Genomic DNA, 20976 nt, shown 5'->3' with positions numbered 1-20976 from the left:
GTAGGCTGGGCGGGTGACTCTCCGGCTCTACGACACCAGGACGCGGCGACTGCGCGACTTCGTGCCGATCGACCCCGCGAACGTCACCATCTACGTCTGCGGACCCACGGTCCAGTCCGGTCCGCACCTCGGGCACCTGCGCGGCGCATTGATCTTCGACATCCTGCGACGGTGGCTCGCGCACCGACACGGCCGCGTGACGCTCGTGCGCAACGTGACCGACATCGACGACAAGGTGCTCGAGAAGGCTTCCGCCGAGGAACCGTGGTGGGCTCTGGCCTATCGGATGGAGCGCTCCTTCGCTCGTGCCTACGAGGCGATCGGAATCCTGCCCCCCACCTACGAGCCGCGCGCCACCGGATCTGTTCCACAGATGATCGAGCTCATCGCGACGCTCATCGAGCGCGGTCACGCCTACCCGGCGCGCGGCGACGTCTACTTCGACGTGCGGTCCTGGGGCTCCTACGGCGAGCTGACGCGGCAGAAGCTCGACGCCATGGAACCGGCGACCGACGCAGACCCCCGCGGCAAACGGGACCCCCATGATTTCGCGCTGTGGAAGGGCGCGAAGCCCGGTGAGCCCGAGACGGCGATGTGGGATTCGCCGTGGGGGGAGGGGCGCCCCGGCTGGCACATCGAGTGCTCGGCGATGGCCAGGCGATATCTCGGCGGTGCGTTCGACATCCACGGCGGCGGACTGGACCTGCGCTTCCCGCACCACGAGAACGAGCTGGCCCAGTCGAGTGCCGCCGGAGACGACTTCGCGCGCTACTGGGTGCACAACGGGCTCGTCACCGTCGGGGACCAGAAGATGTCCAAGTCGCTGGGGAACGTCCTGCTCGCCGATGACGTCCTCACCGGACGCGACCCGCTCGTCGTGCGCTACGCGCTCGTCGCGGCGCACTATCGATCGAGTCTGGACATCTCCGACTCCAGCTTCGCCGAGGCCGACGCCGCGCTGGAGCGCATCCGCGGTTTCCTGGAGCGCGCCGTACGCACTCTGCGTGACGACGTCGACGACCTGCGCGTGACCGCGACGATGCCCGACCGGTTCGCCGCAGCCATGGACGACGACCTCGGCGTGCCGCAGGCGCTCGCCGTCGTGCATGAGACGGTGCGCACGGGGAATGCGGCCCTCGAGGCCGACGATCGCGACACGGCGCTGCGCGCATTCGCCGACGTCGCCGTGATGACCGGCGTGCTCGGACTCGACCCGCTCGACCCACAGTGGACGGCGACGCCCGGCGGGCACGCCGATCAGGCACTCGACACCCTGGTGCAGACGATGATCACCCAGCGGGCGCAGGCCCGCACGGCCAAGGACTGGGCCACCGCCGACCGGATCCGCGACGCGATCGCGGCGGCCGGCATCACCCTCGAAGACACCCCCCACGGAACACACTGGAGCTTGAGCGATGGCTAAGCCAGGACGACCCGGCGCGAGCCGCGGCAAGAAGAAGGGCCCCACGAAGGGCTCCGGCGGACAGAAGCGCAAGTCCCTCGAAGGCAAGGGCCCCACGCCCAAGGCCGAGGAACGGGCGTGGCACCCCGCCGGGAAGCGGAAGGCGGCGCAGGAGCGCTACGCCGCAGCCGGGGGCAAGGGGCGACCCGGGCCGAAGCCCCACGGGTCGAACCCGAACCGTTCCGGACGCGGCGGGTCATCGGATGACACCGAGACGGTGACCGGGCGCAACTCCGTGCTCGAGGCGTTGCGCGCGCGCATCCCCGCCACGGCGCTCTACGTCGCCCAGCGGGTCGAGATGGACGACCGGGTCAAAGAGATGCTCGCGCTCGCGACCCACCGCGAGATCCCGATCCTCGAGGTCACCCGCCCCGAACTGGACCGCATGGCCGGATTCGACGGCGTGCACCAGGGGGTCGCCCTCAAGGTGCCGCCGTACGAGTACGCCCACCCCCAGGACCTGCTCGAGCAGGTCCTGGATACCGGCGCGGCCCCGCTGCTGGTCGCGCTCGACGGGGTGACCGACCCTCGCAACCTCGGCGCGATCATCCGCTCGACGGCCGCGTTCGGCGGACAGGGCATCATCCTGCCCCAACGTCGCTCGGCGAGCGTGAATTCGGCGGCGTGGAAGACCAGCGCCGGCGCCGCGGCCCGCGTCCCCGTGGCGCTCGCCGCGAACCTGACCTCCACGCTCAAGGAGTTCAAGAAGCAGGGCGTGTTCGTCCTCGGCCTGGACGGCGGCGGCGACGTGTCACTGCCCGGTCTGGAACTGGCCGATCGACCCGTGGTGATCGTGGTCGGCTCCGAGGGAAAGGGGCTGTCGCGCCTGGTGACCGAGACCTGCGACCAGATCGTGTCGATCCCCATCTCCGCCGCCACCGAGTCGCTGAACGCGGGTATCGCCGCATCCGTCGCCCTTTACCAGGTCGCCACCGTCCGCGCCGCCCAGGGCTGACCCCGGCACGATCGAAAGGACCACCATGGCTCGCATCGCCGTCATCGGAGGGACCGGCTACGCCGGTCGACACATCGCCGCGGAGGCGACACAGCGCGGACACACGGTGCTCGTGGTCGCCCGCAAGGCGGTCTCCGAGCGCGTCGAGCACGCCATGTACCTCGAGGGGAGCATCGCCGATGTCCCCACCCTGGTGGCCGAGATGCAAGGCGTGGAGGTCGTCGTCGTCGCCGTCCCCGCCCGCGGCGACATGACCGGGATGCTGCGCCCCGCCGTCGCCGAGCTGTCCGCGCACCTGCCGGCAGAGGTACGACTCGGCGTCGTCGGCGGTGCCGGCGGCAGCCGCGTGAGCCCGGACGGGCCGCGACTGGTGCACACCCTCGAGTTCGCCGAGGAGTACAAGCCCGAAGCGCTCGAAGCGCTCGAGATCCTCGAGGACCTCGAGGCCGGGTCGCGTCGGGAATGGTTCTACGTGCATCCGGCCGGGGGCTTCGGCGCGTGGAACCCCGGCGAACGCACCGGAGAGTACCGCGACGGCGGCCCCGTCCTGGTCGTGGATCCCGACGGGGACTCCTACATCTCCGGAGCGGATCTCGCGGTGGCCGTCCTCGACGAGATCGAAAACCCGCGGCACACCGGGGAGGCGTTCTCCGTCGGCTACTGATGTCGTTTCAGACGAGGTCCCGCCAGTCGACGGTGTCGCCTTCGTCGTCGACGACCGGCATATCGGCGGTGACCACCGGCAAAGACATCGTCTCGGTCGGCGGACCCATGACGGTCGCCTCGTCACGTCGGTGGCGCAGGACCGCGTCGACGTAACTGCCCAGGGCCTCGGCCAGTGGCACGGAACCCCCGCGCGACTGCGACATATACCATCGGTGCTCCAGGACCTGGTGATACACCTCCGCCGGTTCGAGCTTCGCCCGCAGGTCGTACGGGATCGCCATCACGACCGGTTCGAAGACGCGGGTCAACCACTCGTGCGCCACGACCTCCTCGTCGTCGCCGAGCCGCGAGATGCGGGCCCGGAACTCGTCGAGGTCGTTCAGCAGACGCCGCGCCTGGTTCTCCTCGACGTCCAGACCGGTCAGACGCAGCAGCCGACGCTGATGGTGCCCGGCGTCGACGACCTTGGGCTGGATGGCCACCCGGGTGCCGTCGTCGGTCGTGGTGATCGACATCTCGCCGATGTCGAACCCGAGCGCATTCAGGCGCTGCACCCGCTCGGTGATGCGCCACGACTCGTCGGCGCCGAACGACTCACGATCGGTCAGCGCGGCCCACAGCGAGTGGTATGACTCGACGATCCCGTCGGCGATCGCGAGGGCGTCCACGCCGCCCTCGAGTCGCCCGCCGGCTTCGAGGTCCATGATCTCCCCGGCGATGTTCGTGCGGGCGACATCCAGATCGTGGGCGCGCTGTCCGGCGGTCAGCCCCGCCTCGTGCAGTTCACCCGTCTCGGCGTCGACGAGATAGGCGGCGAAGGCGCCCGCGTCGCGTCGGAACAGCGTGTTCGACAGGGATACATCCCCCCAGAAGAATCCGACGTTGTGTAGCCGGACCAGCAGTGCGGCGAGCGCGTCGACCAACCGGGTCGCGGTGTCAGGCCGCAGCACCTGGGTGAACAGTGCGCGATACGGGAGGGAGAACTTCAGGTGGGCGGTCACCAGGGCCGCCGGAAGCGGTTGCCCGTCCGCGTCGGTGCGTCCCGCGATGACGGCCACCCGCTCGACGCACGGCGCATCCAGACGGTGCAGGTTGCCGAGCATGTCGTATTCGCGGCGGGCCATCTCCTCGGTGGTCTCCTTGATGGCCACCACGCGTCCCGAAAGGCTGGCGAATCGCACCAGGTGACGCGAGATGCCCTTCGGGAGGAACACGATCGTGCTCGTCGGCCACTCGGCCAGCGGTGTCGACCACGGTAGGGCGAGCAACGCCGGATCGACCGAACTGGCAGTGATGGACAGGGATTCCGCCACGATTCCTCCTGGAGACAGTGCGGCGCGGGAGGGTCCGTGACCCGCCCGCGCCGCACTGGTGTCTGATGCGATTACGCCGAGTGGATCGCTTCGCTCGTGAGACGCTCGCCGTTCTCGGCATCGAACACGTGGATGTGTCCGGGCACCGGGGCCAGCTTCACCGTCTCGCCCGCCATCGGGTGCTTGCGGCCGTCCACGCGCGCGACGATGTCGGTGCGCTTGCCGTTGATGTCGGCGTGGCCGTACAGGTAGCCGTCGGCGCCGAGCTCCTCGACCAGGTCGACCTTGACCGGCAGACCCTGGTCGTCCTCGGGGGCGACGATGATGTCCTCGGGGCGCACGCCCACGGTGACCTCGGACCCGTGTGCCTTGCCGAGGGTCTCGTGGTCGACGCTGACGATCTTGTTGCCGAACTCCACGCCGCCTTCGACGAGGTGCACCGGGAAGAGGTTCATCGCCGGCGAACCGATGAAGCCGGCCACGAACACGTTCGCGGGTGATTCGTACAGGTCGCGCGGGGTGCCGACCTGCTGGAGCAGACCGTCCTTGAGCACGGCGATGCGGTCACCCATCGTGAGCGCCTCGGTCTGGTCGTGCGTGACGTACACCGTGGTGACGCCCAAGCGACGCTGCAGCGACGCGATCTGGGTGCGGGTCTGCACACGGAGCTTCGCGTCGAGGTTCGACAGCGGCTCATCCATGAGGAACACCTGCGGCTGACGCACGATGGCGCGACCCATCGCGACACGCTGACGCTGACCACCCGAAAGGGCCTTGGGCTTACGGGTGAGGTACTCCTCGAGGTCGAGGAGCTTGGCGGCCTCGAGCACGCGCTGGGCGCGCTCTTCCTTGCCCACGCCGGCGATCTTCAGGGCGAAGCCCATGTTCTCGGCGACGGTCATGTGCGGGTACAGCGCGTAGTTCTGGAAGACCATCGCGATGTCGCGGTCCTTCGGCGGAACGTCGGTGACGTCGCGGTCGCCGATGCGGATGGCACCCGAGTTGACCTCTTCGAGGCCGGCGAGCATGCGCAGCGAGGTGGACTTTCCGCAACCGGAGGGTCCGACGAGGACGAGGAATTCGCCGTCGGCGATCTCGAGGTTGAGCTTGTCGACCGCGGGGCGCTGGCCTCCGGGGTACAAGCGGGTTGCGTTGTCGAACGTGACGGACGCCATGGTCTTTCTCCTTCACCGGCAGGTACGTGCCGGACGATCCGTAGTGAATGGAAGCGGGGGTGTTCCCGCGCGCCCACCATCGGGCGCGTGACCAGTATGCCACGCGGGGCTGTGAGCGACGTGTCTGGTCATTTCCCAGGGACGGTGGCTAGCATCGTCCAAGCCGCGCTCCCCGAGCGGCACGCCGGAGGATACGGCCCCAAGCTCTTCCACGAGGTTCCATGTCACACGACGAATCGACTCCCGAGACACCCGCTCCCGCACCCACCCCCGAAGACCGCCGGGACGCCGTGCGCGCAAAGGCGAAGCAGGTGCAGCAGCGGCAGTCTCGCACGCGCCTGATCCAGCGGGTCTCGCTGGCCACGGTCATCGTCGCCGTCGTCGCCGCGGTGGCCGTCGTGATCACCTGGACCGTCTCCAGCAACGCCTCGCGCACCATGGCGCAGCCGGCCAACGTCAGCGAGGACGGATTCGTCGTGACGAACGTCACGGGTGTCGGATCCGTCGGCGCCGAGCCGACGACGGCCGATGACGAGGAGGAGGACACGGACGCCGACGGCGGCGACGACTCATCCGCCGCCGCGATGACCGCCGAGGCGGAGCCGGTGGAGACCGAGACCCCCGAGCCGGGCGTGGTCGACATCCGGATCTACGTCGACTACCTTTCCAGCGGCGCGAAGGATTTCCAGGTCGCCAACGTGCAGCAGCTGCAGAAGTGGGTCAGTGAAGACGCCGCGACCCTCAGCTACTACCCGGTCGCGATGCTCACCGCCAAGTCCAACGGAACGAAGTACTCGCTGCGCGCCGCGAGCGCCGCAGCGTGCATGGCGCACCACTCGCCCGACGACTTCTTCAAGTTCAACGACACGCTCCTGAAGCAGCAGCCCGAGCTCGACACCGAAGGCTACTCCGACATCGAGCTCGCCGACCTCGCGCAGGCCTCCGGCGCGGACGACCCGCAGACGGTGCGTGACTGCATCGTCGAGGAGAAGTTCGCGGCATGGGCCAAGTCGGCCACCGACCGCGCACTGGATGGCATCCCGGACACCGACGACATCTCCCTCACCGGGACGCCCATGGTCCTCGTCAACGGCATCCCGTACGTCGGGGCGCTCGACGACGGTGCGGAGTTCGCACAGTTCGTGCTCACCGTCTCCAGCGACGCGTACTACGAGGCCGCGCCTACGCCCACCCCGACGCCGACGCCGTGACCCGGGTGGCGGCTGGGTAGACTGGTCGCCTTGCCGACTTGGCGCAATTGGTAGCGCACCCGACTTGTAATCGGGCGGTTACGGGTTCGAGTCCCGTAGTCGGCTCCACGTACGGTGCCCGTCGGGCGCCCTTGGCGTCGACCCCGACGTTGTCATCGGGCGGTTACGGGTTCGAGTCCCGCGCCGAGCGCGGGGCAAGATGGGGGGATGATCGCCCACCGTCCGCTCGCGATGGTCGGCGCCGTCATGATCGGTGTGCTCACCGCGATCCAAGCGCGCGTCAACGGGTCGCTCGGCGAACGGTTGCAGGACGGCTTCGTCGCGGCCGCCGTGTCGTTCGGCTCGGGTCTGCTCATCCTCGTGGCGGTCAGCCTCGCCCTTCCCGCCGGACGGCGTGGCCTCACGACGTTGACCACCGGGCTGCGCGCACGGACGGTGCCGTGGTGGATGCTCATCGGCGGGTTCGCCGGAGCCTTCAGCGTCGCCACACAGAGCCTCACGGTCGCCGTCATCGGGGTGTCGCTGTTCACCGTCGGCATGGTGGCGGGCCAGGCGGTCAACGGGCTCGTGCTCGATCGTGCCGGCTACGGTCCGGCCGGTGTGGTGGCCGTGACGATGTCGCGCGTCCTCGGCGCCTCGATCGCGGTCGGCGCGGTGCTGCTGTCGGTCACCGGGGAGTCGGTGCGCGGCGTGCCTTGGTGGATGCTCGTGCTGCCGTTCCTCGTCGGGGGCGGGATCGCCTGGCAGCAGGCCACGAACGGACGCCTGCGTCAACGTGTGGGGTCGGCCCTCACCGCGACCGCGGTCAACTTCGCCGGCGGCACCCTGGTGCTGCTGGCCGCCGCGGCGGTGCACGTGCTCCTGGTCGGGCCACCGGAGGCGTTCCCGACCGAGCCGTGGCTGTATCTCGGCGGCGCGCTGGGTGTCGCCTACATCTTCATCGGCGCCGCGGTCGTGCAACACACCGGCGTGCTGCTGATGGGTCTGGGGGCGGTCGTCGGGCAACTGACGACATCGGTGGTGCTGGACGCACTGTGGCCCACGGTGGCCAGCCCGCGCACCGTCATCGGGATCGTGGTCTCGGCGATCGCGCTGGTGGGGGCGGCGATCGCCGTGTTCCCGCGCGCCCGGCGCCGTCGGTGACGGTCAGCGCGCGCGTGTGCCGCCGGGCATCGGCGAGACGAAACGTTCCGGATCGATCCGCTTCGGGCGTGGCGGGCGGGCCCGGTTCGGCTTGCCTCCGACGTAGAGCCATCCGAGTAGCTCCTCGTTCTTCGCCAGGCCGTGGGCCTTCGCGACGGCCTTGGTGCGCGTGGCGCTCCCGGTGCGCCAGAAGACCCCCCACCCGGCGTCGTCGAGGGCGAGGCTGAGCATATGGGCGACGCCGGATGCGACCGCCTCCTGCTCCCAGCGGGGCACCTTGCTCTTGCGGCGGCAGGTGACCACCGCGAGCACGAGCGGCGCGCGCAGCGCCTTGGACGACACGCCCTTGCGCCCTTCGGCCTTGTTGAGTGCGCGTCCCAGCCGCTCGCGGGCGGCACCCCGGATCTCGATGATGCGCCATGGCCCGAGCGAGGAGTGGTCGGCAACCCGGCCCGCCGCGGCGACGCAGTCGAGCACCTCGTCCCGATCGGGGGCGTCGTCGGTGACTTTGGACAGCGAGCGCCGGTCGCGCATCGCCTTCCGGACACCTGTCACGCGTTGCCTTCGGGCGTGAAGTTCAGCGAGAGCGAGTTCATGCAGTAGCGGTCGCCGGTCGGCGTGCCGAAGCCGTCCGGGAACACGTGCCCGAGGTGGGAACCGCAGGACGCGCATCGCACTTCGGTGCGCACCATGCCGTGGCTGTTGTCCTCGATCAGCTCGACCGCTTCCGGCCGGACCGATTCGTAGAAGCTCGGCCATCCGCAGTGGGAGTCGAACTTCGTGCCGCTCTTGAACAGCTCGGCGCCGCACGCGGCGCATGTGTACAGGCCGGCACGTTCCTCGTCGAGGAGTTCGCCGGTCCAGGGCCGCTCGGTGCCGGCCTCGCGCAGCACCCGGTACTGCTCGGGGGTCAGCTGCTCACGCCACTGCGCATCGGTCTTGTCGACGGAATAGTCCATGGAGACCTCCTTCTCCTCCATTCAACCTCAGCGCGGCGCAGTCGGCGCCGTCTGTGACGCAGATGACGTCGCGCGCGGGAGGATGGAGCCATGGACCGGTGGCGGGAGGTGGGCGAGAGGTATGCGCGGTTCGCGCGCGACGAGGCGCCGGCGCGGTCGGCGTTGTACGCGGAGTGGGCCTCCGGAGTGGCAGCAGACGAGCGCGTGCAGCGGGTGCTCGCGCGCATCCCGGCCACGAGAGGTCAGCCACCCCTGGTGTTCGCGCTCACGCGGATGCTCGGAGCGCCCGAGGGGACCTTCGACCGGTGGCGGAAATGGCTGGTCGCACACGCCGACGCCGTCGTGGCCGAGGCGGCGCAGCGGTCCCTGCAGACCAATGAGCCGTTGCGATGCGCGGCACTCCTTCCGGCACTCGCCGACGTGCCGGGCCCGGTCGGGCTCATCGAACTCGGTGCCAGCGCCGGGCTCTGCCTCGTTCCGGACCGCTATTCGTACCGCTACCGGTGCGGCGACGACATGGTGGCACTCGATCCCGTCACGGGACTCTCGCCGGTGCTGTTGGAGGCGCGCGTGATCGGCGACGCACCGTTGCGCATGCCGGCGATCGAGTGGCGCGCGGGTGTCGACCTTTCTCCGCTGGATCCCGCCGACCCCGACGACCGCGCGTTCCTGCTCGCCCTGGTGTGGCCCGGAGAGGACCAGCGCGCCCGCCGCATCGAGGCGTCTCTGGCCGTGGCGGGCGCGTTCGGCGTCGACGTGGCACCCGCCGACGCCGGCGACCCCGCCGTCGTCCGCCGCCTGGTCGAAGCCGTACCCGGCGGCCTGACCCCCGTGGTGTCGACGCTCGGTCTGCTTCCGCACCTCGCGCGCCCCGTGCGCGAACGGTTGATCGACGCCATCGTCGAGACGGGGGCGACGTGGATCTCCCTGGACCCGGCCGGCGTGCACGACCGGTGGACGAGTCCGGTCGCCCCCGGACCGGGGAGGTTCGTGCTCCACCGCGACGGGCGGCCGCTCGCCTACGCCGATCCACTGGGTGGGTCGGTGGAGTGGCTTCCCGGGTGACGGATGGGCCGCGGTTAGCGTGGAGGCATGACCCTGTCGGATCGAGATCGCACCCTCCTGGACTTCGAGGCCGAATGGCGCCGGCACATCGGCGCCAAGGAGGAGGCGATCCGCGCCGAGCTCGGGCTGGCCCCGGCCCGCTACTACCAGGTGCTGGATCGTCTCATCGACACGGTCGAGGCCCAGGAGTACGACCCCATGCTCGTCAAGCGGCTGCGGCGCCGCCGGGACGAGAGGGAGGACCCGCGCGCCTCGGAGCCGACGCCGGGCTGACCGGCGCGCACCGGCATCCGCGCGCACGAGAGGGCCTCTCGCGCACGGGCGGCATCCGCGTGCGGGTAGCATCGTGGGGTGCCGAAATCGACCTACCCGCGGGATCGCTTCGACGACCTCCCCACGGACAGCGGACGAGTCGGCGCCCACCGGGCCGAGAACCCGCACATGCGTGGTTGGGTGGTCTTCCTGTGGGCGGCTGTGGCCACGCTCCTGCTCATCGTGGTCGGAATCTTCGCCACCATGGTCATGAGCGGTCGCGTCTCGCTCGTCCCCGACGCCGAACCCACACCCACGCCCACGGCGACGGTGGAGCCGGTGATCGACACCTCCTATGACGTGCTGGTGCTCAACGCCACACCGGAATCGGGCCTTGCCACGCAGGTGAAGGACATCCTCGTCACCGCCGGGTGGTCATCCGACCAGGTCAACGCCAGTGAGGCCGGCACCACCGATTTCGCCGAGACGACGATCTACTACGCGTTCCCCGACGACGAGGCCGCCGCGGCGGGTATCGCCGACCTGCTGGGTGGAGCCCGCATCGAACAGAGCGACTTCTACCAGCCGGTGGACGACACGGCCACCGAGGACGTCGACGAGAGCCAGTCGTCACAGCTGACGGTCGTCATCGGACTGGACCGCACCGCCGACGCCCCCGAAGAGACCCCCGCGCCCTGATCCGCGCCGGTTGTTTCAGGCCGGTAAACGTTTCTATTCACCGGTGTCAACAGTTGCTGTGATGGCCGTTCCGTGAATTCCCGTCTGCCTACGATGAGCCTGTCCCACCGCATTACAGGAGATTCGCATGGCCCAGGGCACCGTCAAGTGGTTCAACGCCGAGAAGGGTTACGGCTTCATCACCGTGACGGACGGGCAGGATGTGTTCGTCCACTACTCCAACATCGAGATGAGCGGTTTCCGCGTCCTCGAGGAAGGCCAGGCGGTCGAATTCACCGTCGGCTCGGGCCAGAAGGGCCCGCAGGCGGAGTCCGTCCGCGTCGTCGTCTGACGCGAGGTCGCCTCACGGGCGACGCGCGTCGTGAAGGGCGGGGTGCCGGTGGCGTCCCGCCCTTCCGCCTGCTTCCGGACAGCGGCTTGCACTCCCCGGGGTCGAGTGCCAGAATGGATTAGCACTCGTCTTGTATGAGTGCTAATAGACCGAAAGCCAACGTCCGGGAGGGACGACACACACATGGCAAAGATGATCGCTTTCGATGAGGAGGCCCGCCGCGGTCTCGAGCGCGGCCTCAACACGCTGGCCGACGCCGTCAAGGTGACCCTGGGCCCGCGTGGGCGCAACGTCGTGCTCGAGAAGAAGTGGGGCGCTCCCACCATCACGAACGACGGTGTCTCGATCGCCAAGGAGATCGAGCTGGACGACCCGTACGAGAAGATCGGTGCGGAGCTCGTCAAGGAGGTCGCCAAGAAGACCGATGACGTCGCCGGTGACGGCACCACCACCGCCACGGTCCTCGCCCAGGCCCTCGTCCGCGAGGGGCTGCGCAACGTCGCCGCCGGCGCCGACCCGATCTCGCTCAAGCGCGGCATCGAGAAGGCCGTCAAGGCGATCACCGACCAGCTGCTGACCGACGCCAAGGAGGTCGAGTCGAAGGAGCAGATCGCCGCGACCGCGTCGATCTCCGCCGCCGACGCCGAGATCGGCGAGCTCATCGCCGAGGCGATCGACAAGGTCGGCAAGGAAGGTGTCGTGACCGTCGAGGAGTCGCAGACCTTCGGCACCGAGCTCGAGCTCACCGAGGGTATGCGTTTCGACAAGGGGTACATCAACCCCTACTTCGTCACCGACCCGGAGCGCCAGGAAGTCGTGTTCGAGGACCCCTACATCCTCATCGCGAACCAGAAGATCTCGAACATCAAGGACCTGCTGCCGATCGTCGACAAGGTGATCCAGGACGGCAAGGAACTGCTGATCATCGCCGAGGACGTCGAGGGCGAAGCGCTCGCGACCCTGGTGCTGAACAAGATCCGCGGCATCTTCAAGTCGGCCGCCGTCAAGGCCCCCGGCTTCGGCGACCGCCGCAAGGCTCAGCTGCAGGACATCGCGATCCTCACCGGTGGTCAGGTCATCACCGAAGAGGTCGGCCTGAAGCTGGAGAACACCACGCTCGACCTGCTCGGCCGTGCTCGCAAGGTGATCATCACCAAGGACGAGACCACGATCGTCGAGGGTGCCGGCGAGGCGGAGCAGATCGAGGGTCGCGTGACCCAGATCCGCCGCGAGATCGACAACACCGACAGCGACTACGACCGCGAGAAGCTCCAGGAGCGCCTCGCCAAGCTCGCCGGCGGCGTCGCCGTCATCAAGGCGGGTGCGGCCACCGAGGTCGAGCTGAAGGAGCGCAAGCACCGCATCGAGGACGCCGTGCGCAACGCGAAGGCCGCCGTCGAAGAGGGTGTCGTCGCCGGTGGTGGCGTGGCCCTCATCCAGGCCGGCAAGGGCGCCTTCGGCGGTCTCGAGCTCGTCGGAGACGAGGCGACCGGTGCGAACATCGTCAAGGTCGCCATCGAGGCCCCGCTCAAGCAGATCGCCCTCAACGCCGGTCTCGAGCCGGGCGTCGTGGCGAACAAGGTCGCCGAGCTGCCCCTCGGTCACGGTCTGAACGCCGCGACCGGCGAGTACGCCGACCTGTTCGAGCAGGGCATCATCGACCCGGCGAAGGTCACCCGCTCGGCGCTGCAGAACGCCGCGTCGATCGCGGGTCTGTTCCTGACCACCGAGGCCGTCGTGGCCGACAAGCCCGAGAAGGCTCCGGCCGCTCCGGCCGACCCGACCGGCGGCATGGACTTCTGACGCCGAACCCCGCGAGGCTCGTTCCGACGAGCTGACCACACGAAGCGCCCCTCCCCATCGGAGGGGCGCTTCGTCGTTCCTCAGCGGAACAGCCCCGTGGTCGCCTGTTCGGCATCGGCGTAGTGGCGCCCGGCCTGTTCCAGCGCCGCGCTGATCGTCGTGAGGGAATCTTCGACCTGCCGTTGGGTGCCGCGCCACTGCTCGACCACCCCCTGGAAGGCGATCGCGGCCGGACCCGACCACGACGACTGCAACTGCGTGAGGTGCGCCATCATCGCCTGGACCTCGCCCTGCAGGCGATCGACGGTCCCGCGGACCGCCGTGGTCGTACTGAGGACGGCGTCGCTGTCGACGGAGAACACTGTCATGGGAAACCCCTCTCTCGGTGGCTCCCCACGGTAGGGGTCACCGCAGACGGGTGCGCGTGGCCCCGCAGCCCTCGGGGACAGGAAACCGGGGAAGACGGCTGGGGAGGAGAGGTCCGGTCAGAGCCCGTCGCGTTCGAGGCGGGGCAGGGGCTGGGTCTCGATGAGCAGGTGCTCCTCCCTCTCTCGCTGCTGCGCGAGAGGGAACGACACCCGGAAGGTCGCCCCGCCGCCCGGCGTGTCGACCACGCGCACGTCACCGTGCAGGGCGTCGACGATGGAGGCGACGATCGACAGGCCGAGCCCGGTGCCACCGGTCTCCCGGGTGCGAGAGGAGTCCGCGCGCCAGAAACGTTGGAAGATCTTCTCCTTCAACGGGTCGGGGACGCCCTCGCCGTGGTCGATGACCTCGATCCATCCGGTGGCGGCGACCGGATCCACGCCGACCCGCAGCTCGATGGGGGAGTCGTCCCCGGTGAAGCGCCGCGCGTTGCCGAGCAGGTTCGCCACGACCTGCCGGATGCGGTTCTCCTCTCCGCTGACGATCGGCTGAGGACGCCGCACCGCGATCGGCAGTGTGTCCGCGTTCGGATCCGCTGGAGGCGCCGCGGGCTTCGAGCGCCGCCGGAGGAGGGAGGCCCCGGCCCGCGCGATCACCGCCGTCGGAGGTGCGCTGCGCTTCTTGCCCTCCGAGGCCGCCTCGTCTGCGCTGTCGTCTGCCGTGTCGGGAAGGACCGTGTCGATCGCTTCGATCACGGTGACCTTCCGCGAGGGAGAGGTGGCCCGTACATCGAGGGCCGCGTCGCGCGCGATGGGTCGGAGGTCGACCGGTGCGATGTCGACGTCGCGCCGCTCATCCAGCCGCGCGAGCGCCAAGAGGTCCTCCACGAGAACGCCCATGCGGATCGCCTCCTTCTCGATCCGGTCCATCGCCTGCGCGGTGTCGTCTCCGGGAGGGATCGCGCCCATGCGGTACAGCTCCGCATAGCCACGCACGGTCACCAGCGGAGTGCGCAGCTCATGACTGGCGTCGCCGATGAAGCGCCGCATCTGCCGTACCGTCGCCTCGCGTTGCGAGATGGCGGCGTCGATGCGGCCGAGCATCGTGTTGATCGCGATCTTCAACCGCCCCACCTCGGTGCGGGGCTCGATGTCGGTCATCCGCTGGCTGAAGTCGCCGGCGGCGATCGACATGGCGGTGTCCTCGACCTGCCCGAGGCTCCGGAAGGTGAGCGTGACCAGCCACCTCGTGCCCAGCGCCCCGGCTCCGAGGATCACCACCGAGATGACGGCGTAGATGCCCAGGAAGGTCGCGACGACCTGATTCGTCGAGGCGGTGGAGACCACCACCATCTGTGTGAACAGATCGCCGACGCCGTCGGGCTGGAAGACATCCACCGCCGCGAGGAAACGCTCGTCGCCCTCGACGTCGGGGAGCGCGAAAGGCTGGAGCCCGCGCGCCGCCGTGGACTGCAACGTGAACGTCTCGGGGAAATCCGGTTCGACCCCTCCGGAGCCGCCCGCGATCGCTTCGAGGGAACCGTCGGGGCCGTACACCGCGACGAAGTACGGCGTGGGCGGCACGTCGTCTTCGTGGCGCGGGGTGAAGGAGACCTGGCCGCCTTCCACCGACACGTCGATCAGGCCGCTCACCGCATCGGTGGAGGCGTACCCGCGCACGCTCGCGTCGATGTTGTTGTAGAGCGTGCTGCGCAGAAAGGTCATCGTGCCGAACCCCGCCGCGAACAAGCCGACAGCGAGGAGGGTCACGGTGACACCGGTGACCTTCGCGCGCAGGCTGATACCGCGCCACCAACGGGTGACGGCATCCGTCTCGGAACCCAGGGTGCCCGCCCCCTCCCGTGTGCGTCCGGCGGGCCGGATCAGGTGGTCTTGCCGGTCTTCAGCATGTACCCGAAACCGCGTTTGGTCTGGATGAGCGGCTCGGACGAGTGCGGGTCGATCTTGCGGCGCAGATAGGAGATGTAACTCTCCACGATGCCCGCGTCGCCGTTGAAGTCGTATTCCCAGACATGGTCGAGGATCTGCGCCTTGGACAGGACCCGGTTCGGGTTGAGCATGAGGTATCGCAGCAGCTTGAACTCCGTCGGGCTCAGCTCGATCGCGGCGTCACCGACCTGCACGTCGTGGGTGTCCTGATCCATCGTGATCTCACCGGCGCGGATGATCGAGTCCTCGTCGGCCTGCATCGTGCGCCGCAGGATCGCCTGGATGCGGGCGACGATCTCGTCGAGGCTGAACGGCTTGGTCACGTAGTCGTCGCCGCCGGCGTTGAGGCCGGTGATCTTGTCGTCGGTTTCGTCTTTGGCCGTCAGGAACAGGATCGGCGCGGTGTACCCCGCTCCACGGAGCCGCTTGGTCACACTGAAACCGTTCATGTCCGGGAGCATGACGTCGAGCACGATGAGGTCGGGTTCCTCCTCGAGCACGGCCGAGATCGTCTGGGCGCCATTGGTCACGGCGCGGACCTGGAAGCCGGCGAAGCGCAGGCTCGTGATCAGCAGGTCACGGATGTTCGGCTCGTCGTCGACGACGAGGATGCGCGGTGCGGTCATAGGGTCATTATTGCCAGGGTTTCCAGGAACCTGCTGGATATCGGCCGGTTCGCCGGGCATCCGGTCACTCCCGCGTCTGTGCGGAGAGGGTGAAGCCGTGGGCGCGCAGCCTGTCCGGGAGGACGTCACCGAGCGCGCTCATCGGCGTGGAGACGCCTCCGGCGCCCTCGCCGGCGGCGAGGGCCAGTCCCGCCTCGCCGAGCATGATCGCCGTGCCGCCGTAGGCCGGGTCGTACGGTGCCGAGACGGTCGCGCGCACGGCGGGGCCGACCACCGGGTACGCGTCGACGTCGAGATGGAAGCTCCCCTCCGCCATGGTCTGCTCGGAGGGTCCCTCGCCGGGATCGGGGAGCGCCAGATCGACGAGCCGGCGGGTGGGCGCGAAGAACATCGCCGCTGCGAGCGCACCGATCCCCAGGCCCAGCGCGGTGGCGAGGATCCGTCCCTTGACGCCGGGTCCGGTGTCGACGAGCTCGCGGTACCGCAGATGCTGGCCGTACCCCCACCCCGACAGGTGATTGGAGCGGTTGACGATCTGGCGGTTGTAGGAGCTCATCACGAACGGCGCCTGCCACGTCCGACTCGACGGGTCACGACGCACACCCCCGCGCCACGCCGAATCCGGCAGGAGCGACGCGGGCCGGGGACACAGTGCGTACGGATCGACGATGAGGCGTCGCAGGGCCGGATCCGATCGCGCTTCGATGATCTGCTGGCGCATCGAATCCACGGTTCCGCCGCTGATCCCGCCGCGCAGCGTGCGCACTTGGCCGGTCGCGTCGATCAGCGGGACGCCTCCGGCCTCGCGATGGGCGAGCCCGACGGCCAGGTCCGACGGGACCGAATCGAAACCGCATGAGTGGACGATCCGTGCACCGCGATCCCGGGCGGTCCGATCGAACCGGTGCACGCTTTCGGCGACGAAGGCCGTCTCTCCGGAGAGGTCGGCGTAGTGCGTTCCGGCGTCCGCGCACGCGGCCACCACCGGAAGACCGTGCCGCAGGTAGGGGCCGACGGTGGTCACGACGACGGAGGTGGCACGCGCCATGCGCTCTACGCTCTCCGAATCGGCCGTGTCCACGAGCAGGAGGGGCCAGTCGACGCCGAGGTCGGTCGCGAGGGCCTCCAGTCGGGGTCGGGAGCGCCCCGCGAGGGCGATCCTCAGCCCGTCCGGGGCATGGCGGGCCAGATGGCGTGCCGTCAGGCGACCGACGAATCCGGTCGCGCCGAGCAGGACGATGTCCAGATCGCGTGAGGCGTTCGACATGGCTACGACCCTACGGGGCCGGGCGGGAGCGAGGGCCGTCGCCCACGATCACGCGGCGTCGAGACGATCGGCGTCCATGATCGTGTAGGCGTAGCCCTGTTCGGCCAGGAAACGCTGGCGGTTCTGGGCGAAATCCTGGTCGACGGTGTCCCGGGCGATCAGGGTGTAGAAGCTCGCCGTGTGGCCCGACGTCTTCGGGCGCAACAGACGCCCGAGGCGCTGCGCCTCCTCCTGTCGCGACCCGAACGACCCGGAGACCTGGATGGCCACGGAGGCTTCGGGCAGGTCGATCGAGAAGTTGGCCACCTTCGAGACCACCAGCACGGAGATCTCCCCCTCCCGGAAGGCCTGGTAGAGCTCCTCGCGCTCGTCGACGGGCGTCTTCCCGGTGATCTTCGGTGCGTCCAGCGCGTCCGAGAGGGTGTCGATCTGCTCGAGGTACTGACCGATGATGAGGATGCGTTCACCCGCGTGACGGGCGACCAGATCACGCACCACATCGACCTTCGCCGGGGCGGTCGCGGCCATCCGGTACCGGTCGTCGTCGGCCGCGGCGGCGTATTCGAGCCGTTCGTCGGCGGGCAGGTCGACGCGGACCTCGTAGCAGGCCGCCGGGGAGATGAACCCCTGAGACTCGATCTCCTTCCACGGGGCGTCGAATCGCTTGGGACCGATCAGGCTGAAGACGTCGCCTTCGCGGCCGTCCTCGCGCACGAGGGTGGCGGTCAGGCCGAGCCGGCGCCGTGCCTGCAGGTCGGCGGTGAGCTTGAAGACCGGAGCGGGCAGCAGATGGACCTCGTCGTACACGACCAGACCCCAATCCAGGGCGTCCAGCAGCGCCAGGTGCGCGTACTGGCCTTTCCGCTTGGCGGTGAGGATCTGGTAGGTCGCGATCGTGACCGGCTTGACCTCTTTGGACTGCCCGGAGTACTCGCCGATCTCCTCGGGGGTCAGCGACGTGCGCTTGAGCAGTTCGTCGCGCCACTGACGCGCGCTGACCGTGTTGGTCACGAGGATGAGGGTCGTCGTCCCGGTCGCCGCCATCGCCCCCGCGCCCACGAGGGTCTTGCCCGCACCGCATGGCAGGACCACCACGCCGGAGCCGCCGTCGTGGAAGGTGTCGACCGCCTGGCGTTGGTACGGACGCAGTGCCCAGCCGTCTTCGGCGAGATCGATCTCGTGCGGGGTCCCCGGGGTGTATCCGGCGAGGTCCTCGGCCGGCCAGCCGATCTTCAGCAGCTCCTGCTTGATGTGACCGCGCGCCCACGCGTCGATGAGGTAGCTGTCGGGGTGGGGGTGGCCGATCAGCAGCGGCTGGATGCGCTTGTTCTTGGTCACCTCCGCGAGCACCGGCGCGTCGTCCGAACGCAGCACCAGATCGCCGTCGTCGGTGCGCTCGATCGTGAGTCGGCCGTATCGCGCCACGGTCTCACGGATGTCGGTGGAAACCGACGGCGGCACCGGGAAGCGCGACCACCGGTCGAGGGTGGCGAGCATGTCCTCGGAGTCGTGACCGGCCGCGCGGGCGTTCCACAGGCCCAACCGGGTGACCCGGTAGGTGTGGATGTGTTCCGGGGCGCGCTCGAGCTCGGCGAAGATCGCCAATTCGTGACGCGCGGTCTCCGCGTCGGGGTGCGCGACTTCCAGGAGCACCGTGCGGTCGCTCTGAACGATGAGGGGGCCGTCAGCCATAGCGTTCGATCCTACCGGCCCGCGGCGGGATGGTCGTTCGGCGGGCTCAGACGGGGGTCACGCGCACGATGCTCCGCAGCGGGAGGGTGCGTTCGACGTCGGCGGCCCGATCGAGCCCCCGCAGGCGTCCACCGCCCAGTCCCGACGCCTCGAGGGTGAGTTCGCGGTCGGTGCCGTCGGGCATCCGCACCGACACGCGGATCGCGGCCCGCGCGCGCACCGCTTGTTCGAGCTCGCGCTGCATCCAGGCCTCATCGCTGTCGGTGCTGTGGCCCGCGCGCAGCCGCGCGATCAGCTCGTCGAATCTCCCCGGGGCCGCGGCGTCGTGGGGAGCCGGGCGACGCGAGCGTCGAGGCGATGTCGGCCGCCCGTCGTCACCGATCATCGTGACGGGGTAGCGTGCGTCGGAGAGCGCCCAGGACACCGTGTCTCGACCGGCGCGCGTCAGCAGCACCTTGCCTTCCGGGACCAGCCCGAGCGGCCGCAACGCCTGGTCGACCGACAGCGCTTCGCGTCGGTCGTCGTCGTCGACCTCGACGACGGTGAGCGCACGCGCATCGTCGGTGCGCACCCGCACCGCACCGTGGCGCCGCGCCGTGCTGTCGAGGAGGTACTCCAATGGCTGGGGGATCCCGGTGAGGGAGAGTCCGGTGAGGAACGCGCGGATGCCCTCGGCGGTCTCCCCGTCGGTCAGTCCCGCGTCGAGGGACTCGGCCGTGAACCGATAGGTGGAGGCCTGGGCCCGGGATTCACGGGCCGCGATGCCGCGCAGACGCAGTTCGAGGTCGGGAAGCAGCGGCCCGGGGGCGATGACCGACAGGTCCGCCTGGAGATACACCTTGTCGATCTCCGTGGGGAGATGCCCGCGGAGCGCGTCGGCGGTGATGGCGCCGGAATCGCGCAGAGCTCTCGTCCACGCCGGCTCGGCGCCGTCGTCGTCGAGGAGCCCCCATCGCCGGAGGACGCGCCCCCACTGCGCGGCGACAGGCGGCCAGTCCTCGTCCAGGGGGTACGCGCCGGCGTGGTCGGCGGCGGCGCGGATGCCCCCCGTGCGGTCGCGCAGCCCGACGGGCAGCGCCGCGACGATTCCGGTCGCCGCGTGTTCCCATCGTTCGGCGGTGGGCAGGTGGAGCCATCGGTCGCCGGCGTCGGAGACCGTGGCTTCGCGTTCGGCTGTGTCGATCAGAACCGCGGCACGGGCGATCGTGGCCAGGTCGTCGAGCGCCTCGGCGTCTTCGACGATGCCCGCCTCGAGCAGGCGCCGGCGGTCGCTCGCGCTGATCGACCCGGTCGCCGTCGACGACAGCGGCGACTGCTCGGTCGCCAGGAGCAGATCGGCGAGAGCGCCGGTGGAGGTGAAGGCGCGTTCCGCGGCGGAGGCTTCCTGCGCGGCGGTCGCGGGGGGCGGAGGAGCGCCTTCCGGCGCGGAGAAGGCGGCGGGCCGGGCTTCGCGGGTGCGCCGGACACGGGCGGCCACGGCGGTCGGTAGCGCGCCACCGACGAGGAGTTGCGATGACGACGGGATCGCGTCGATGGTCGCGTCCTCGCCGTCGGCGAGGGCGGCCAGTGCCGCCAGCGCGGCACGCGGGAGACGGGTGAGGGCGCGGTCGACCGATCCCGCCTCGAGCAGACCCTCGGCCGCGTCGAAGAAGTCCCGCCACGCCACACCGGCCGAGACCGCGCGGGTCGTCAGGACCTCGCCGAGTCGTGCGTCATCCAGTCCTGCCAGTTGCAGGGCCAGAGCGCGCTCGTCGGAGACCACTCAGGATCCGCGGTTGGCCCGCGACCTCCGCACGAGCGTCATGATCAGCACCGCGAGCAGCATCACGAACGCGATGGGCGGTGCGAAGTACACCGTGAACCCGATCGTGGGCCAGAGCCCGGTGCTCATGTCCGCCCCCGCGCTGGAGGCGATCATGATCGCGAAGAAGCAGATGACCGACAGTGCGAGCAGGCCGAGGGACATGAACGCGAGGATGCGGTCGATGCGGCGGATGGGGACGTCGCCGCCCGGGGTTCGCGTGCTCATCCGTCCCAGCCTA

The 20976-nt window shown here is 69.6% G+C and carries 21 protein-coding genes and 1 tRNA gene; 11 read left to right on the top strand and 11 right to left on the bottom strand.

What is annotated here, in order from left to right:
* Nucleotides 1–13: 13 nt before the first annotated feature.
* The 3 genes from cysS to ABD204_RS00385 are packed head-to-tail and all read left to right on the top strand — an operon-like array spanning nucleotide 14 to nucleotide 3081.
* Nucleotides 14–1423, top strand: a complete 1410-nt coding sequence (gene cysS, locus ABD204_RS00395; protein WP_194422766.1) for a cysteine--tRNA ligase — start codon at nucleotides 14–16, stop codon at nucleotides 1421–1423.
* Nucleotides 1416–2417: a 23S rRNA (guanosine(2251)-2'-O)-methyltransferase RlmB gene (gene rlmB, locus ABD204_RS00390; protein WP_194422765.1), complete on the top strand. Its 1002-nt coding sequence runs from the start codon at nucleotides 1416–1418 to the stop codon at nucleotides 2415–2417. The genes cysS and rlmB overlap by 8 nt, the downstream gene beginning before the upstream one ends.
* A 25-nt stretch (nucleotides 2418–2442) precedes the next feature.
* Entirely contained in the window at nucleotides 2443–3081 is a 639-nt protein-coding gene (locus tag ABD204_RS00385) for an NAD(P)-dependent oxidoreductase (protein ID WP_194422764.1), read from the top strand.
* Nucleotides 3082–3088: 7 nt separating this feature from the next.
* Here the strand turns inward: ABD204_RS00385 and ABD204_RS00380 are convergent, their stop codons facing one another.
* Both ABD204_RS00380 and ABD204_RS00375 read right to left on the bottom strand, forming a co-directional pair.
* The gene (locus ABD204_RS00380) at nucleotides 3089–4396 is read right to left on the bottom strand and encodes a DUF4032 domain-containing protein (protein ID WP_194422763.1); all 1308 of its coding nucleotides are present in this window, start codon (nucleotides 4394–4396) and stop codon (nucleotides 3089–3091) included.
* Nucleotides 4397–4467: 71 nt separating this feature from the next.
* The gene (locus ABD204_RS00375) at nucleotides 4468–5571 is read right to left on the bottom strand and encodes an ABC transporter ATP-binding protein (RefSeq protein WP_194422762.1); all 1104 of its coding nucleotides are present in this window, start codon (nucleotides 5569–5571) and stop codon (nucleotides 4468–4470) included.
* 221 nt (nucleotides 5572–5792) lie between these two features.
* Between ABD204_RS00375 and ABD204_RS00370 the strand changes: the two genes are divergently transcribed.
* The 3 genes from ABD204_RS00370 to ABD204_RS00360 all read left to right on the top strand — a co-directional run bounded on the left by ABD204_RS00370 (nucleotide 5793) and on the right by ABD204_RS00360 (nucleotide 7925).
* On the top strand, nucleotides 5793–6782 hold the full coding sequence (locus ABD204_RS00370; RefSeq protein WP_194422761.1) for a DsbA family protein: 990 nt from the start codon (nucleotides 5793–5795) through the stop codon (nucleotides 6780–6782).
* A 32-nt stretch (nucleotides 6783–6814) separates the two neighbouring features.
* Nucleotides 6815–6890, top strand: a tRNA-Thr gene (locus ABD204_RS00365).
* 99 nt (nucleotides 6891–6989) lie between these two features.
* Nucleotides 6990–7925 carry a DMT family transporter gene (locus ABD204_RS00360; RefSeq protein ID WP_194422760.1) on the top strand — a complete coding sequence of 312 codons (936 nt, stop codon included), beginning with the start codon at nucleotides 6990–6992 and terminating at the stop codon, nucleotides 7923–7925.
* 3 nt (nucleotides 7926–7928) lie between these two features.
* Here the strand turns inward: ABD204_RS00360 and ABD204_RS00355 are convergent, their stop codons facing one another.
* Nucleotides 7929–8459: a nitroreductase family protein gene (locus tag ABD204_RS00355; RefSeq protein WP_194424151.1), complete on the bottom strand. Its 531-nt coding sequence runs from the start codon at nucleotides 8457–8459 to the stop codon at nucleotides 7929–7931.
* A 17-nt stretch (nucleotides 8460–8476) separates the two neighbouring features.
* The gene (gene msrB / locus ABD204_RS00350; RefSeq protein WP_194422759.1) at nucleotides 8477–8884 is read right to left on the bottom strand and encodes a peptide-methionine (R)-S-oxide reductase MsrB; all 408 of its coding nucleotides are present in this window, start codon (nucleotides 8882–8884) and stop codon (nucleotides 8477–8479) included.
* 90 nt (nucleotides 8885–8974) lie between these two features.
* Here msrB and ABD204_RS00345 point away from each other — a divergent pair, with 90 nt between their 5' ends.
* The 5 genes from ABD204_RS00345 to groL all read left to right on the top strand — a co-directional run bounded on the left by ABD204_RS00345 (nucleotide 8975) and on the right by groL (nucleotide 13034).
* Nucleotides 8975–9949, top strand: a complete 975-nt coding sequence (locus ABD204_RS00345; RefSeq protein ID WP_194422758.1) for a DUF2332 domain-containing protein — start codon at nucleotides 8975–8977, stop codon at nucleotides 9947–9949.
* Nucleotides 9950–9976: 27 nt separating this feature from the next.
* Nucleotides 9977–10222 carry a DUF3263 domain-containing protein gene (locus ABD204_RS00340; protein ID WP_194422757.1) on the top strand — a complete coding sequence of 82 codons (246 nt, stop codon included), beginning with the start codon at nucleotides 9977–9979 and terminating at the stop codon, nucleotides 10220–10222.
* A gap of 78 nt (nucleotides 10223–10300) precedes the next feature.
* A complete protein-coding gene (locus ABD204_RS00335) occupies nucleotides 10301–10900 on the top strand; it encodes a LytR C-terminal domain-containing protein (protein WP_322597664.1) in 600 nt (199 codons plus the stop codon).
* A 127-nt stretch (nucleotides 10901–11027) separates the two neighbouring features.
* The gene (locus ABD204_RS00330; RefSeq protein ID WP_194422756.1) at nucleotides 11028–11231 is read left to right on the top strand and encodes a cold-shock protein; all 204 of its coding nucleotides are present in this window, start codon (nucleotides 11028–11030) and stop codon (nucleotides 11229–11231) included.
* Nucleotides 11232–11414: 183 nt separating this feature from the next.
* The gene (gene groL, locus ABD204_RS00325) at nucleotides 11415–13034 is read left to right on the top strand and encodes a chaperonin GroEL (protein WP_194422755.1); all 1620 of its coding nucleotides are present in this window, start codon (nucleotides 11415–11417) and stop codon (nucleotides 13032–13034) included.
* Between the two features lie 80 nt (nucleotides 13035–13114).
* Here groL and ABD204_RS00320 read toward each other — a convergent pair whose 3' ends face one another.
* From ABD204_RS00320 to ABD204_RS00290, 7 genes are all read right to left on the bottom strand, one after another.
* Complete coding sequence (locus tag ABD204_RS00320) at nucleotides 13115–13402, bottom strand: WXG100 family type VII secretion target (protein WP_194422754.1); 288 nt, start codon at nucleotides 13400–13402, stop codon at nucleotides 13115–13117.
* A 117-nt stretch (nucleotides 13403–13519) separates the two neighbouring features.
* Complete coding sequence (locus ABD204_RS00315) at nucleotides 13520–15169, bottom strand: sensor histidine kinase (protein ID WP_322597665.1); 1650 nt, start codon at nucleotides 15167–15169, stop codon at nucleotides 13520–13522.
* Nucleotides 15170–15282: 113 nt separating this feature from the next.
* On the bottom strand, nucleotides 15283–15975 hold the full coding sequence (locus tag ABD204_RS00310; RefSeq protein ID WP_194422753.1) for a response regulator transcription factor: 693 nt from the start codon (nucleotides 15973–15975) through the stop codon (nucleotides 15283–15285).
* A 64-nt stretch (nucleotides 15976–16039) separates the two neighbouring features.
* The gene (locus ABD204_RS00305) at nucleotides 16040–17242 is read right to left on the bottom strand and encodes a saccharopine dehydrogenase family protein (protein WP_194422752.1); all 1203 of its coding nucleotides are present in this window, start codon (nucleotides 17240–17242) and stop codon (nucleotides 16040–16042) included.
* A gap of 48 nt (nucleotides 17243–17290) precedes the next feature.
* The gene (locus tag ABD204_RS00300) at nucleotides 17291–18934 is read right to left on the bottom strand and encodes a DNA repair helicase XPB (RefSeq protein WP_194422751.1); all 1644 of its coding nucleotides are present in this window, start codon (nucleotides 18932–18934) and stop codon (nucleotides 17291–17293) included.
* 46 nt (nucleotides 18935–18980) lie between these two features.
* Nucleotides 18981–20696, bottom strand: a complete 1716-nt coding sequence (locus ABD204_RS00295; protein ID WP_194422750.1) for a helicase-associated domain-containing protein — start codon at nucleotides 20694–20696, stop codon at nucleotides 18981–18983.
* Complete coding sequence (locus ABD204_RS00290) at nucleotides 20697–20963, bottom strand: multidrug ABC transporter ATPase (protein WP_194422749.1); 267 nt, start codon at nucleotides 20961–20963, stop codon at nucleotides 20697–20699.
* Nucleotides 20964–20976: the final 13 nt, after the last annotated feature.

The organism is Microbacterium aquimaris (assembly GCF_039531285.1).
Classification (GTDB): Bacteria; Actinomycetota; Actinomycetes; order Actinomycetales; family Microbacteriaceae; genus Microbacterium; species Microbacterium aquimaris.
The sequence above is the reverse complement of the archived record's forward strand: the minus strand, read 5'-3'. Positions and strand labels throughout refer to the sequence as shown.

What these genes read in the sequence shown, in the direction of transcription:
- rlmB (WP_194422765.1), top strand. Translation starts at nt 1,416, where the DNA reads ATGGCTAAGCCAGGACGACCCGGCGCGAGCCGCGGCAAGAAGAAGGGC.
- ABD204_RS00385 (WP_194422764.1), top strand. Translation starts at nt 2,443, where the DNA reads ATGGCTCGCATCGCCGTCATCGGAGGGACCGGCTACGCCGGTCGACAC.
- ABD204_RS00375 (WP_194422762.1), bottom strand. Translation starts at nt 5,571, where the DNA reads ATGGCGTCCGTCACGTTCGACAACGCAACCCGCTTGTACCCCGGAGGC.
- ABD204_RS00370 (WP_194422761.1), top strand. Translation starts at nt 5,793, where the DNA reads ATGTCACACGACGAATCGACTCCCGAGACACCCGCTCCCGCACCCACC.
- ABD204_RS00360 (WP_194422760.1), top strand. Translation starts at nt 6,990, where the DNA reads ATGATCGCCCACCGTCCGCTCGCGATGGTCGGCGCCGTCATGATCGGT.
- ABD204_RS00355 (WP_194424151.1), bottom strand. Translation starts at nt 8,459, where the DNA reads ATGCGCGACCGGCGCTCGCTGTCCAAAGTCACCGACGACGCCCCCGAT.
- msrB (WP_194422759.1), bottom strand. Translation starts at nt 8,884, where the DNA reads ATGGACTATTCCGTCGACAAGACCGATGCGCAGTGGCGTGAGCAGCTG.
- ABD204_RS00345 (WP_194422758.1), top strand. Translation starts at nt 8,975, where the DNA reads ATGGACCGGTGGCGGGAGGTGGGCGAGAGGTATGCGCGGTTCGCGCGC.
- ABD204_RS00340 (WP_194422757.1), top strand. Translation starts at nt 9,977, where the DNA reads ATGACCCTGTCGGATCGAGATCGCACCCTCCTGGACTTCGAGGCCGAA.
- ABD204_RS00330 (WP_194422756.1), top strand. Translation starts at nt 11,028, where the DNA reads ATGGCCCAGGGCACCGTCAAGTGGTTCAACGCCGAGAAGGGTTACGGC.
- groL (WP_194422755.1), top strand. Translation starts at nt 11,415, where the DNA reads ATGGCAAAGATGATCGCTTTCGATGAGGAGGCCCGCCGCGGTCTCGAG.
- ABD204_RS00320 (WP_194422754.1), bottom strand. Translation starts at nt 13,402, where the DNA reads ATGACAGTGTTCTCCGTCGACAGCGACGCCGTCCTCAGTACGACCACG.
- ABD204_RS00310 (WP_194422753.1), bottom strand. Translation starts at nt 15,975, where the DNA reads ATGACCGCACCGCGCATCCTCGTCGTCGACGACGAGCCGAACATCCGT.
- ABD204_RS00305 (WP_194422752.1), bottom strand. Translation starts at nt 17,242, where the DNA reads ATGTCGAACGCCTCACGCGATCTGGACATCGTCCTGCTCGGCGCGACC.
- ABD204_RS00300 (WP_194422751.1), bottom strand. Translation starts at nt 18,934, where the DNA reads ATGGCTGACGGCCCCCTCATCGTTCAGAGCGACCGCACGGTGCTCCTG.
- ABD204_RS00290 (WP_194422749.1), bottom strand. Translation starts at nt 20,963, where the DNA reads ATGAGCACGCGAACCCCGGGCGGCGACGTCCCCATCCGCCGCATCGAC.